The organism is Salinibaculum salinum, assembly GCF_037645885.1.
GTDB lineage: Archaea > Halobacteriota > Halobacteria > Halobacteriales > Haloarculaceae > Salinibaculum > Salinibaculum salinum.
In genome coordinates this window covers 1-13210 of the sequence record NZ_JBBENW010000003.1, presented here as the reverse complement: position 1 = coordinate 13210, position 13210 = coordinate 1, and the positions used below count along the sequence as shown (strand labels likewise).

Below are 13210 nucleotides of genomic sequence, written 5' to 3'. Positions count from 1 at the left end.
AACTTACTAGCTGACCAGGATGTCTCCGCATTTCTTTATTTCGGTGAGACAACAAATAACCTCAACTACGTGCTTGAAGACGCGTTAGAGGCTACCGGCTCAATCAAGGACGATACTTACTTGCAATGTCCAAACTGCGAAGAAACGATTAGCGCACGTGCGCAGTGGTTTGACGAACCCCACGAGAATTCGATTACCCCAATACACGCACTCCGGTAATCGTCACGGGCACTATCCTGGCACTCGACGCTGTGCCCAATCAGAACCCCTCAATAAACCATCACTATCATCCTTGTCGGTTTTTCCGGACACCCCGTGTGCAACCGACGACTCACCCCACCAATACTCCAATCTTTTCCGGACACACCCCGTCCCCCACACCCACACACCTTGATTTTCAAACCTGTCACGCTAATTGCGGACACCCCCCGTGTCCCATGGTCCTGTCGGGACCGGGATCAGGAGTACAGCTCCACCATCTTACCAAACATTCTGAGAACAGTAATCGAGGATTTGGTAAGACAAGGGTCTCTTTCAACGCCTGCTGCCCCCTCCAACACGGGACAGAAACCAAAATCACCTACTGTGGAGCCGGAATTCAATGAATTACTGGATATTCGTGGTCGGATACAGGAAGCAGAAGTTCTAACAGGCCAGCTATGCTACTGTTTCTCATGAGCGCCGAAGGCACCGGCGTTCGAAGCCCATCACACCGTCCCTGCCAGCCCGGTAAGACGTGAGCTGAACGAGACGCAGTGTCTCGGATAGGTCTCACGTGGAAACGGGGACGGGGGTGGGAATTAGTGCCTTCTCTCTGTCTGTGGGAAACAGACTGCGAACACCAGTGCGGAGTGTTTCGATCAAAAGATCGCAGGGGCATTGTGGATAATCGCGTCACGGTCACTAACCCGAATGGGGGTACAGAAGTGACTCCCACCACACCCTCCCGATGGTTGAACCGGTTCCTTGTTCACGAACAGGAAGGCAGTTCAACTCGTATAATCTGCTCACAACCCACCACAGAAATGACACCCAACTCGCAGCAAACGCCAAGAATCTCTTGCTGAAGCAAGATAGTAGAGTGGATAGATAACCCGGGGGGACCCTTATCGATTTGTTTTCCGGAACGGGTAGAAGTGGTCGGCAAATAACAGGGGTAGAACGAGGGTCTTTAAATAAGATTAACCGGCGAAAACCACAAGAATGCGAGAGAATCAAACAAGTCGATAAGGGTGGGTGTTCTTCTACCTGGCTTCATAGGGCTAGGAGAGAAGGAAGAACGAATGTGAAACGATCACCAAATATCGTTGAAAATATCGTTGAGAACGCGCGTGAGGACATTTTCGAGGGGACTGTTTTTCCAGAACAAATCGATAAGGGTCCCCCTCTCTCGTCGCACTTCCCGTGAGGCGAAAGTGAGGACAACAAAAGCGGTCACCGCTTCGACTAGGATCAACACTATTGTGCTAGCTCTGATAGTAGCGTATACTGAGGGACGTGTTCTGCATGACGACACACAATGCTATTGAAGAATTCACAGTAGATGATACTTGGACGACTTCCGATGACGTGTTTGAGGCGGTCTGCGAAGAGTGTCGTACTCTAGCACGATTCGAAACCAGTTACGAAACCTCGATCGGTGAGACGTTCAAGCACCATTGTTACAGTTGTGGATCAGGCCGATTTCCCGGGCTCATGAGTACAACACGGTTTCGAGTGACTGATCTGAGTCCTGACCTAGAGACACGTTCGGTGTCGGCAAACCCAGCGCCAATATACTCCGCCGACAATGCAGACTGAACGTCTCTCACATCCCGCGGTTGAAATACAACTCCCGCTCGATGGGAATAGCCATCAATATGTGATCCCATCCGACACGACACTCTTCTTCTGGCGGGCACTCACACCAGGCACCGAAGCTAGGCTCGCACCGCTCGATTCCAGACGAGGGTCAAGGCAGCAGTCTCTGGAAAGCAACCTCCGAGACCGAGTATCGTGGTCCGTCTCGCTTGACGGCGAGCCAATTCACTTCATGACGGAGTTGTATCGTGATTCGGGTTATCGAGGGCTCGGCTGGTGGTCTGTGACTGACGCGGTGGAATTACCTGCCGTCCTCACCATCGAGTTTGAGACAACAGGCGAACCCCCAACAATCGATGGAAACCCAATCGTCTGTTGGACCGACGACGGACAGAACATTCCATGGAACCGGCGCGTTGCCAGTACTGTCCACTTACGGTCCCCGACGAACCCTTCCCGCGAGTTCGAAACCGCTCGTGAGGCCCTCTGGAACCGACATGACGTTTACCAACCAGTTCAAGAACAGGCATGAAGCCACTGCGTCCTGTTTCGAGAAAAACTGAGTGAGACGGTTGCGTCGTCACTCAGTTTCGGCCGTGGCTGCAATTTCACTCTCGTAATTCCAACCGAGATCGTCGTGTTGTTCGTCCTGAGACCCCGAGATGTGGGCTTTGACTTGATCCTTCTCATCAGCCTCGAAGTCATGACAGATTGGACACGAGTATTTCCCACTCGTATCTGGAAGCAGTTCATCGAATTCAGGTGGCTTGTCTGAACTCATACAGGTATGCTTTTGCAGGGGAAGTACTAAAATCCCCTTTGCTGAGCAATAGATGGCCTCTAGAGGCTGATTTCCTAGCTCACGCATCCTAGTTCGCCTCTCCTAGATAGCCAATCAGAAACTGCATCTCAGGCCCCTCAAGCTGTTCGTGCATTCGAAAGCCGTCAATATAGACGGTCAACGATCCCATCCTGGTTTCGAGTTCAGTAGTAGTCCAGTCTCAACGTCATGCTGTACTGACCGAATACTTAACACGAACTTTCACGAACTAGTCATTTGGTATGCAGGTTGTCCCCGACCAAACGTATACTCTCACCGACGGTCTGCAATTAACGATTTCGAGAACCCCGAAAGATCCGGACCGAACGACAGCGACCGAGGACTACCGGTACGAACTCTCCTGTCTCGACTCGACTGGCCAAGCCACGACCCTCAACCTCGTCTGGACAGGTACTGCCGAACGGTTAGATAGCCCACTGCACCGTGGCGGGCAAGAAGCGACTCGACTCCAGATCCGTGTTCCAGAGGGATCTGGCTTGGCTCGCGTTCGCATTCGTGTTGCCGATCGGTCAGTGGCGGTGATGCTTCCAGATCCGACAGTCACTAGGACGATCGAATCGATCCTTCAAGGAGACAGGACAGACAGTCAGGAAGTGCTTGGTACTGTTCGGTCGGTTCCGGAGTTGGCGTTTGCCTGCGGGCAGTTTCTATCGGTTGAGCAGACCGTCACGGTATTACAGGCCGTTGCGAACGCAGACCGGTATGCCGCCAGTCGATTACATTCCACTCGCTACGCCATCATCCGTGGCGCACTCACTATTCCAGTGGGATTCACGCTGCAGACCGCAAGCCAACTCGAAGCACTTGTCGACGGACTCGACAACATCGGGGAGATTGGTGCTGTCGAGTTAGTACCGGCACTAGCCGACGTGATGGCCGCCGTTCATCAGACAGTCGATGAGACGGAGACGATGCTTGAGTCGTTAGGCTACGATCGAACGGATCTTGAACAGCGGGAGGACGGTCTCTGGTTCGCCTGCTATCTGGCACACCTCGTGTGCACGAAAGGGGTGTATGCAGCGGAAGGCTACGCGATGGAACGGCGCTACCACTTGACTGGCCAGTACGCCCGTCGAAAGAGAGATGCCAAGCAGGCTGCCTTCGACGACCGCGGGCGGGTCTGGCGGCGACTGCTTTGTGCGGCGGCCCGCCAGCACACGTCCGACGAGTTCGCGTACGTCCTCGCAAACGCCTTGTACTGGACGGGGAGAACCACCATGACCGACTCTTGGATGGAGACAGTGCTGTTCGAAGGTGCCGAACGAGCTGCTGAAGACGTCGGCGTCGAGGCTCTGGCCGAGCGTGCCCGCTACAATCACGCCTCAACGGTCGGCCACGCTCATCGCAGCAACAACAACTACCGCCTCGCACTCACTCAGTTCGAGCGTGCGAAAGCCATCGCTTCGGCGACCGATTCCCTCCACGAGTGGCTCCCGATCTACAATGCCGCGATAGTCGACGCCGACGCGGCTCTCGAAGCCAGCAACCACGAACGTGCAGTCGAACTTCTCGGCGACGCAATCGACCACGTGTTGACGTACGATATTCCCACTGACCGGTGTAATGAAATCGTCCACCATCTGGCCGGGCAGCAACAGGAAGCCAGAGCCATGACCAGCCGGTCACAGGACGACGTTGATCGAGCAGCGGCACTCTCTGAAGCCCAAGCACATTACGAGGCAAGTGGCTTGTCCCGCTCACGCGAGCGCGTTACACGGAAACTCGCCAACGCCACCAGCGATCACTCACCCGAGCGAGACGATCCACCAGACGCCGAACAGAGCTCAGACACGTCGACTCAGCCTTCCACGGGACAATCATCAGACGCTTCTGCTGCGTCGGACCTACCGGCGTCGGGTACAGAAAGCGAGACCACGTCGGGCTCAACTCCGTCGACGACAGAGTCTCACGCCGAACCAATTCGTGACCACACGCCGATGGCACCAAACGCGACTGATGAAGATGCATTCGTCGAACCACCCGAACTACAGGATCGACTCACGCAACCAGACGAATCCGCAGTTGGCGGCTCGGATCTCATGACCTCCCCTGACGATCGGGACGCACCTGAGAACCATCGGCATCCGGACGACTTTGACCACGACTCCGATACGACCCACTGATCGAAGAGAGCGTCACAAAGTGCCGCATGGAGACCCCTCAGAAAGCCACGGTCACTCCGCACGCTTACTGACCAGCGCGTTCACTTAGCCGAACTTGGAATGAAAGACTCTCCAGTGTGATCAGGCCGGTGTAGGTTCCTCACCGGGTTAGGCTCCAACCAGTTCAACATCCAGATGAATGCGCTCGTACAGGAGGTATGGGCGTTTCGTCCGTCCGATTGACGAATCGCTCCAGACCCTGTGACTGGTGGCTAGCCAAATCAAATTCCTGAATAGACTAATCTAGAATAGGCTAATTGAGAATTGGCTATTTGGATATAGTTTCCTAGACGAGCGCTGGTGACAGAAGAAGCGGTTACTCTTTCCACTGGCAATCTTGACGACGGACGCTGTTTCATCACCTAACAATAGCTCAGTCTCTACTGCCCGTTTCTAATTCGCCGTCTCGCTCGCTCGTCCAGCACGTGACTGGCATACCCGGCATCATCTCGATCGCTGTCTGCAACGGTTTCGAACGCTTGGCGCGAAATCTGCTTTGTCAGTAACTCACTGTCTTCAATCTTCCAGGCAAACGGCTCAACAGGATTGATTCCTCGCTTTTGCAGCATCTCCTCATCTACCCGTAGGGACATCACAAGATCGTCGCCGTAGGCACGCGCCTGATCACGGCTCAGCACCAAATTATCTAGGTACCCATCACCAGCAGGGGTAGGTGTCGCCCACTCGACTGTCCAGTCAGATCCGACGCGAGTTGCAGACATACCTCGCCATCGGTCATGAGGGAAAAAAACTTCGATGACGCGGCTCTCGACGAATCGCCAACTGCACTTTTGCCACTCGAAATACTACTTGTCGACATGTCCACGGACGAGGCGTATCGTGTGCGGGAGAATACGGGGAACCCGGCCCATCCCTCAGTCGATGACGTCATCGAGCTCGCCTTAGAACGAGCGGCTGATCCCCGACCGGAACAGAACCCGGATGCCCACTTCGACCGATACGTCAGCACCGCTGTCGAAGCGCATAGCAAATCTGCAGTTACCGAGTGTATACGTCTCGTCCTCGTTGAGGGACTCACTCAACGCTCAGCTGGCGTCAAAGCCTTTGGCGGAGAAGACTACGTTCGCGGGATTGAAGTCGGTGTCGCCGGTCGTTCCTATCTCCGGGAACTCCTTGATCAGCAAGCAACCGAGTCATGAGCAGCAAGGAGATGACCGTTTCCCCAACTTTGGAGTCTGTTTGCAGGCTTAGTGAACTGCGTGTGTAGCCAGTTAGCGTTGAGAATAACCTCCTTGTGGAGTGTTCGATGACACCCTCTGAAGGAGCACGTCAGGCGTCTGCGTACTCGGTGAGCGAGTGATTCGAGCTGTCGGTCGTCCACTTCCCGATTTGGATCAGTTCGAAGGACTCGATAGGCACATCAAGGGAGCCTGCAAGTTGTGCTTTGACCGTCGATGATAGTCCGTCGATGGGAATCGCAGTGAGGATATGTTGCGTAAGGAAGTAACTGCTCGCCATGCTGGTCGGCGCGATGACGATGACATCTTCCCCATCACGGTCAGCAAGGGCGAGTTCGGCATCCCGGTGCTGCAGAATAGTTTTATTGAGTTCCTCAACGGGGAAGAGAACACTCGCGTCCCCATGGTCGAGAGCAGCCGCCGCCGAAGTAAAATGTCCTTTGTGCATAACTACTAAAAAATATATTCTCATGGTGCATTAATATTGTGGTGGCGCGCACATCCTTGGTTTGACGAACCAGCAGTCCGGCCACTCACTATGCCACGCAACCTCTACGACTGCACTGCAACTGAACTCGCTACGCAACCAGTCGAACACCTCAGCCACGATACTGCACCCGCCGAAGCTGTCGAGTGGCTTGCTGACAACGGGTACGACGCTGCCCCTGTGTACGAGAACGGCGACCCTGTCGGGTTTCTCCACAGAGGCGACGTCACAACCGACATGGCGGCGAAACTCTCACTGAGCATCTCACCGCGCTCACAATCAATCACATGATCAGTGGCGACACGTCTTTCAGCGGAGTCCTCTCAGCACTCATCCCCAAGCCAGTGTATTTTCTCGGCGGACACAACCACGTCACCGGTATACTGACCCGTGCAGACCTCAACACTGCGCCTGCACGCATGTATCTCTTCGACCGTATCACGTACCTCGAAGAACATCTCCGCGCACTCATCCTCAGCGAAGCACCTGACTGGAAAAACACACCAGTTACAGCCGAGAACTCGACGACATCGAAAAACGGTACGAAGACGCACAAACCGCGAACGTCGTCTTGACTGAAATCCACTACGCACAATTTTCGACGCTTGAAACGATCGTTAGTAGCGTCGAATCTTGCTGGCAAGCCTGTGCTTCTTTACAAAAGGAGGAGCGAGCACTGCGTTTCACAACGTCACTGAACTTCGTAATGATGTCGCGCACGCTAACCTGCTCGTCGAGAACACAGACAGCAACGAGTTCCTGAGTGCCGGGCGGACTACCGAGAACCTTCACGACACGCTCGAAATCATCGACGACGTCCTTATGACCCTCCACGACGCGGGGTTTGCTCCCGGGACAGCGGCGATGCAGTAAGACTGCGTCAGCAGTAGAGTGATATGCCGTCCCACCCGTCTACCAGGATACGTTCCACGAATGGAAATCCCACCACAACTTCGCTGCTTGTTCTCTGGTACCGTCGAAGAGCGCGCCGATTCATACGTCATCGAAGTTCCGGCCGATGAAATCCAACTGAACAACGTTCGATTGGACAAGTCGTACCGGGTTGGAATCCTCCCTGAGACAACACAGTCGAACGGTGGTGATAACGAAACGCAGCCGCGGCACGAGCGAGACCACGCGGCACCGACGCCACCAGTCGACGAAGGCGAGACCAGAACTGTTGAAATCGAAGATATCGGTGACCAGGGTGACGGCGTTACGCGTGTCGAACGTGGCTTCGTCGTGATTGTCCCTGAGACTGAGCAAGGCGAACGGGTTGTCGTTGAAGTTACGGATGTCCGAGAGAACGTCGCGTTCGCCACTGTCGTTGACCGTGTGAGCTACTACCAGTTCTCGGTAATCTGGTCGAAATTCGTAACTTCGTAGCGGTTGGTTCGGTCAGCACCGAAACTCTCTCAACGACTTGAAGAACCGTTCTTTTCCATCCGAAGTGTCATAGTTCAGGTTATCTACGCTGGACAGTTCTTCAAGTTTGAAGAGATTGTAGTCGGGATTACTCACATTCGTTGCGGTGAACAGAAGCTGAAGTCGGCGGTGGACATACTGCCATGAGTTCTCACAAGGAGACCAACTTGGTTCCGGACATTCATTTCTGAATTCCAGAGGAGACGAATAGCGTAGTCTATTCACCACCGAGATATTAAATGAGAGGAATTCATTGTTGTGGGGTAATGACGAACGGCGGGACTTGTGAGTACATTCTTGATCCTGACGTACCGGACACTTGGGGAGGAAGTGATGACTCAAGATGCTTCGTGAGTAGTTCCGATCTGAACGACGAAGGTGTCTGGACCTGCCCTCACGACGCGGAGAAAGGTGAGGATCTTTGTCTCTTTCATCTCCCCGTTGAACAGAAAGAAGACAACCGAGTTACCTCTGCACTATTGAAAGCTGTTAATTCGATTGATGATGACATAGAGGAGTCGCGCTTGAGGACGCAATTTATCGGTGCCAGGTTCGGCGAATTGAAAATAGAGGGAGAATCCTTTGAGCTTCCTTCAGACCAACCTATCGATCTGACCCACTGCCGATTCCAAGACCATATTTCATTGACGGATTCGAAGTTCAGTGCGGAGATTGATTTCACCGGCGCAACGTTTGAAGGAGGACTTGAGATAGTAGATACTACATTCGGACGTTCAGTCAACTTCAACTGTTCATCGTTTGATGGGAAAACACTCTTCGATGGCGTCCGATTTGACGACCGTGTTTATTTCAAGATGATAACAGCGTCTGCGCCGTTAGAGTTGACGAGTACGACGCTAAACGGCTGGTTCAGTTTTCGTGATGCTGTTTTTGAAGGAGAAGTGAAAGTCAAGGATTCTTCGTTTAATGCACAAGACATTTCAGGAACATTTGCGGATGCTACGTTTGAACATAAGGCCACATTTGAAAGGACCTCAATTACCGGCGACTTTGGATTCACCACTGCGACGTTCCAATCGGGGCTCAACTTCGTAGAGATGCTGACCAAGTCAGATCTGGCGTTCCATAATACTGTTATAGCCGGTGATCTTGTTTGCGACGAGACAGTATTTGATGGGACTTTGGAATTCAAATCAACTCTTGAAAGTCCTAAAACACAGGTTGAAGGAGAGGCATCTTTTGAAGGGGCTAAGTTCGGTGTGAAACCCAAGTTTGCTGAAATTGAGTTTGGAGAAGCTTCGTTCCACAACGTGACGTTTGAGGCGGGAGCAATTTTTGAAGAGGTCCAATTCGACGGGAAAATTGATTTCTCAGGTGTTATGTCGAAGACAAAAGGAAACTTCGAATTCAACGATGTAATAGTAAATAAGCCAGCAAACTTCAAAGAATCACGATTCAGAAAAGGAATAGATCTCTCGGACACAAAGTTCCAAGCAGAGACGACGTTTCGAAAATCTTGGTTCTACAACTACAACTCTTTAGATAAGTTTGACGCAACGAACGTCGAGTTTGGCGGAAAAGTGAGTTTTGCCAAAGCAAGGTTTGATTCTCCCGCTCGATTCACTGATATCGAGGTATCAGGGACTGCAGATTTCCGGAATGTATCCTTCCATAGCGGGTCCGATTTTAGCGGAGCGTCGTTCGACGAGAACATTCTTTTCGCAGACGCGGTATTCGAATCCGGTACAGACTGGAGTGAGGTAGTGATTGATGGCGACGCTGACTTCAGCGGTGTCGATTGGGCGACTACTAATCAGCACCTTGAACCGGTCAAACATTCAATGACTGGAATGAAAATCCAAGGTAACGCTAACTTTTCTTCTCTCGGTTGGGAGAATGATGCTGTAGACTTCTCTGAGGCCAATGTTTCTGGCGAACTGATTCTCGATGAGTAGTTTCATATAATATATGATTCTTGATAATCTAAAACCGTTTGAATGGCGGACAACACACTCCTGTGCGGCTAACTTTTATAATCCATATTGCATACAAATACGACGGAAATCGATGTTCTATCCGCTGATTTAGGCGAGACTCTGTCGCCAAGACCCCTCCAACGTACACGATGATTGAGGATGGGGCCGAAAGCTGAACGGTGTCTTAAAGACACTTACCCGTCATACTCTGTGTAATGTCGGATGATGGCGGGCTCGATGGCTCGTGGGAGATTGGCGACCCGTCCGACGCTGAAGACAACTTCGTAGCGGGCACGAGCCTCAAGAAGACTTCTGATGAGAGCGTCTACGGCGAACAGCCCGATGTCAAGGTCGCTACGCTCGGGGATCCGATACCGATTGAAGACCAGCTACGCGATGCTCTCTGCCGCGGCCTCTCCCCCCGCGAAGCCGTCGGTCGCATCGGGATGCTCCGGACTACACGGTTCGAACTCGGCGTGGATGGTCTCGCTCGTGACCTCACCGACGCAGAAGCCAAACGACTGATTCTCGGCCAGGAACTCACCGACACGCCGTCCTACAGGCTCGAAGAGCAAATGAACGACCACGCGGTTCACGAGGAGATGAACGTCTCTGAGCGCGTCAGTGAGCGCACTATCGACAACATCCGTGACCGTATCCCCGACGAGAAACTCGCACGCTTCGAAACCGCCGCCGCGAACGTCGCTCAGTGGGCTGAAGACGAGAGTGTCGAGATGGCCGATCTCTGCGACGCGCCTGATCCGGAGGCCGTGGCCGATGGGATGGACGCGCCGGAACTCGTGAAGCTCACGCGGGCGATGAAGACGACCGGCTACGCCTGCATCCAACTCGGCCGCACGGATCCGTACTACGACAAGTGGGAGGTGTTCAAGCCGTACGAACTCGCGTCCCACCACAACATCCACCCGAACAACGCCCGGGACAGCCTCCAGCAGAAACCGTACTACTGGGCGCGAAAGACACCGACCTCGAAGGCGCTCTGGAATCAGGTACGCGAGTCCTCGCGCGGCCACTTCCGGGCGATGTTCATCTGTGCCTTCGAACAGTACCTGGACCTGCTCGACCGCTACAATCTGCTTCCCGACCGCCCCGATCTCGCTGTAGATCTCACTGGATGGCCGTGGTTTGGGAAAATAGACGACGAAGACACGCCGGACGACGACCGCGAACAGCCTGGTGCCGTCGAAGGGACGAAGCCCGGCCGGAACTACTCGCACTCGTGGCAGTTCGCCACCGTCTCGCTCGTGGGGACACCGGTACCGATGACGTTCGCCGCGCGGTCGGTCGAACACCGAAACCGGCGGGCTTACCACCTGAATCAGCTTCTCAACTACTCGGAAGCGAAGTTCGACGTCGGGCGCGTGTTCCTCGACAAGGACTTCTACACCAAGAATATCAAGGACGAGCTGAAGGAGCGCGACCAGGACTTCGTCATTACCGCGCCGCGGAACATGGGCGCGTTCGAGGACCTCATCATGGGCACGGAACTCCGCGAGGACTCGTGGAACTCTCAGCCGTACGAAATCGGCATCGGCGCGTCCAATGACGCCGACCACTATCTGTTCGTGAATCCGTCGGAGAAGCGGCTAAAGCGGGCCGACACCGGCCTTGAAGACCCGAAGAACTGGGAAGCGTTCTACACGAACATCAACCCGAGGACCGTTGATGGTGGCGGCGCGGCGCTGGCGGCCGACTACCGGCTCCGCTGGGGTATCGAAACGGCGTATCGGATGCTGAAACACGACTTTATGCCGAAGTCAGCGACACCGATGCGGAACCAGCGAGTATTCCTGTTCAACTGGGCGATCCTCCTAAACAACATGTGGATGGGCGCGAACGTGCTCGCGGCGGCGAACGAGCGGGACTACGCCCCGCACGAGGCCGACGAGCCGTTGCAGGTGAAGGACAACCAGGGGAACTACGAGTACACGGCAAACGAATTCATGACCGCGCTCGTCGATGACCTGCACCCGACGGACATCGGCGAAGTGGCCGACATGTCAGAAAAAAAAGTGATATCTTAGCGAACGCCAGCGGCCTCGATCTGACCACCTGATTCGACCCCGCGAATCGCTGTTGCGAAGTTACGAATTTCGACCCGATTACCGAGGACTGCTACGACTAAGGATACTGCCGCGAGGACGCGGGGCCGTCCCTGGATTCTTACCAAACATCTGGCCGTCATCTCTACAGATGTTTGGTAAGAATACTTGGAGCCATCCTGAGAACTGCTGCTTGCCCACCTGCGGTGCGTGGTTTCACCGAGATTTCTCCGCTTTCAAGTCTCTACTTGCGAGCATCTATCAGTGCCAGCAGGGATGAGTTTTCTCAGTCCGAAGAAGAGTCACCGCGCAGATTATCTCCGTAGAGAGCCTGTCTCTGTGGCATGCCGACAATGGATTACGAGGCGGCAGCAGCCCGAGTACTGAAGTACGTCGAGTCGGCCTCACATATCCACCCGGATAATAAGCAGCTGATTCACGCGTATCACAGGGACATGGTTCTCGCCGACATCAGCCCTGCCCAACAACAAAAACTACTCGCGCATTTCAAAATCATCACCGACCACGTCGGCCAGACTCCGTTTACTGCGCTCGACAAAGACGATATCGTGGAGCTCGTCGCGTGGCTGTACACCCGCGGCACGAGTGCATCGACTGTCGTCGACTACAAACAAGCGATCAAGCAGTTCTGGAAGTGGATGAACAATGGCGAAGACCCTGAAGAGACAAAATGGATCCGGCGCGGACCGGTCGAACAGAAGCGAATCCTGCCGCAAAGTCTGCTCACACCGCGCGATGTCCAAGCGATGGTAGAGGCGTGCCGCAATGACCGCGACCGCGCCTTCATCGCTTTGCTGTGGGAAACCGGGGCCCGGATCGGCGAGCTCATCGACCTTCAAGTGAGTCACATCGAGGAAACGACGCAAGGGAAGCAAGTCGTCATTTCAGGGAAAACCGGGTCACGCCGACTCCCCCTGCTCGAATCAGTCTCGTACCTCGACTCATGGCTCACCGCCCATCCAAACGGGCGGCCGGATGCACCGCTGTGGTGCAAGATCGATGAGACGCAAGGCTCCCCAGATGACACAATCAGTTACCAGTACATTCGCTTACGGATCCTCGATCAAGCGCGAGAACGAGTCGGAATTGAAAAGCCCGTCAATCCTCACCACTTCAGACACAGCCGCGCCACCTACTTAGCGAACTACTGCGGCTTCAATCGTGATTTGCTGGATATAGCTGGCGGAGTTTGATGCGAGCGTCATCGGCCGTGAACTGCCACTCAATCTCGGATTCGTCCTCGTTTCGGGTGCGTTCCCACGCAGCGACCTCCGT

9 protein-coding genes and 1 pseudogene are annotated in these 13210 nt (G+C 54.1%); 7 read left to right on the top strand and 3 right to left on the bottom strand.

Going from position 1 to position 13210, the window contains the following annotated elements; translation table 11 throughout:
* Positions 1–2380 precede the first annotated feature (2380 nt).
* Positions 2381–2581: a hypothetical protein gene (locus tag WDJ60_RS05460; RefSeq protein WP_340099087.1), complete on the bottom strand. Its 201-nt coding sequence runs from the start codon at positions 2579–2581 to the stop codon at positions 2381–2383.
* Between the two features lie 281 nt (positions 2582–2862).
* On the opposite strand from WDJ60_RS05460, the gene WDJ60_RS05455 reads away from it, so the two are divergent.
* Positions 2863–4764, top strand: a complete 1902-nt coding sequence (locus WDJ60_RS05455; protein ID WP_340099086.1) for a hypothetical protein — start codon at positions 2863–2865, stop codon at positions 4762–4764.
* A gap of 419 nt (positions 4765–5183) precedes the next feature.
* Here the strand turns inward: WDJ60_RS05455 and WDJ60_RS05450 are convergent, their stop codons facing one another.
* The gene (locus WDJ60_RS05450; protein WP_340099085.1) at positions 5184–5525 is read right to left on the bottom strand and encodes a hypothetical protein; all 342 of its coding nucleotides are present in this window, start codon (positions 5523–5525) and stop codon (positions 5184–5186) included.
* Between the two features lie 96 nt (positions 5526–5621).
* Between WDJ60_RS05450 and WDJ60_RS05445 the strand changes: the two genes are divergently transcribed.
* Positions 5622–5963 carry a DUF8158 family protein gene (locus tag WDJ60_RS05445; RefSeq protein WP_340099084.1) on the top strand — a complete coding sequence of 114 codons (342 nt, stop codon included), beginning with the start codon at positions 5622–5624 and terminating at the stop codon, positions 5961–5963.
* Positions 5964–6093: 130 nt separating this feature from the next.
* Here WDJ60_RS05445 and WDJ60_RS05440 read toward each other — a convergent pair whose 3' ends face one another.
* Positions 6094–6450, bottom strand: coding sequence for a DUF8165 family protein (locus WDJ60_RS05440; RefSeq protein WP_340099083.1), 357 nt, complete (start codon positions 6448–6450; stop codon positions 6094–6096).
* A gap of 90 nt (positions 6451–6540) precedes the next feature.
* On the opposite strand from WDJ60_RS05440, the pseudogene WDJ60_RS18815 reads away from it, so the two are divergent.
* The 5 genes and pseudogenes from WDJ60_RS18815 (at position 6541) to WDJ60_RS05405 (ending at position 13128) form a co-directional block, all read left to right on the top strand.
* Positions 6541–7362: pseudogene (locus WDJ60_RS18815) on the top strand (CBS domain-containing protein).
* Between the two features lie 60 nt (positions 7363–7422).
* A complete protein-coding gene (locus WDJ60_RS05420; RefSeq protein WP_340099076.1) occupies positions 7423–7875 on the top strand; it encodes a TRAM domain-containing protein in 453 nt (150 codons plus the stop codon).
* A 305-nt stretch (positions 7876–8180) separates the two neighbouring features.
* Positions 8181–9830 carry a pentapeptide repeat-containing protein gene (locus tag WDJ60_RS05415; protein WP_340099074.1) on the top strand — a complete coding sequence of 550 codons (1650 nt, stop codon included), beginning with the start codon at positions 8181–8183 and terminating at the stop codon, positions 9828–9830.
* Positions 9831–10066: 236 nt separating this feature from the next.
* Positions 10067–11896: a transposase gene (locus WDJ60_RS05410; protein WP_340099072.1), complete on the top strand. Its 1830-nt coding sequence runs from the start codon at positions 10067–10069 to the stop codon at positions 11894–11896.
* Positions 11897–12267: 371 nt separating this feature from the next.
* On the top strand, positions 12268–13128 hold the full coding sequence (locus WDJ60_RS05405; protein ID WP_340099070.1) for a tyrosine-type recombinase/integrase: 861 nt from the start codon (positions 12268–12270) through the stop codon (positions 13126–13128).
* The last annotated feature ends 82 nt before the right edge of the window (positions 13129–13210 follow it).

Bases quoted from the DNA above. Each gene is read 5' to 3' on its own strand.
- WDJ60_RS05415 (WP_340099074.1), top strand. From the start codon at position 8,181: ATGACGAACGGCGGGACTTGTGAGTACATTCTTGATCCTGACGTACCG.
- WDJ60_RS05450 (WP_340099085.1), bottom strand. From the start codon at position 5,525: ATGTCTGCAACTCGCGTCGGATCTGACTGGACAGTCGAGTGGGCGACA.
- WDJ60_RS05440 (WP_340099083.1), bottom strand. From the start codon at position 6,450: ATGCACAAAGGACATTTTACTTCGGCGGCGGCTGCTCTCGACCATGGG.
- WDJ60_RS05420 (WP_340099076.1), top strand. From the start codon at position 7,423: ATGGAAATCCCACCACAACTTCGCTGCTTGTTCTCTGGTACCGTCGAA.
- WDJ60_RS05410 (WP_340099072.1), top strand. From the start codon at position 10,067: ATGTCGGATGATGGCGGGCTCGATGGCTCGTGGGAGATTGGCGACCCG.
- WDJ60_RS05460 (WP_340099087.1), bottom strand. From the start codon at position 2,581: ATGAGTTCAGACAAGCCACCTGAATTCGATGAACTGCTTCCAGATACG.
- WDJ60_RS05445 (WP_340099084.1), top strand. From the start codon at position 5,622: ATGTCCACGGACGAGGCGTATCGTGTGCGGGAGAATACGGGGAACCCG.
- WDJ60_RS05405 (WP_340099070.1), top strand. From the start codon at position 12,268: ATGGATTACGAGGCGGCAGCAGCCCGAGTACTGAAGTACGTCGAGTCG.
- WDJ60_RS05455 (WP_340099086.1), top strand. From the start codon at position 2,863: ATGCAGGTTGTCCCCGACCAAACGTATACTCTCACCGACGGTCTGCAA.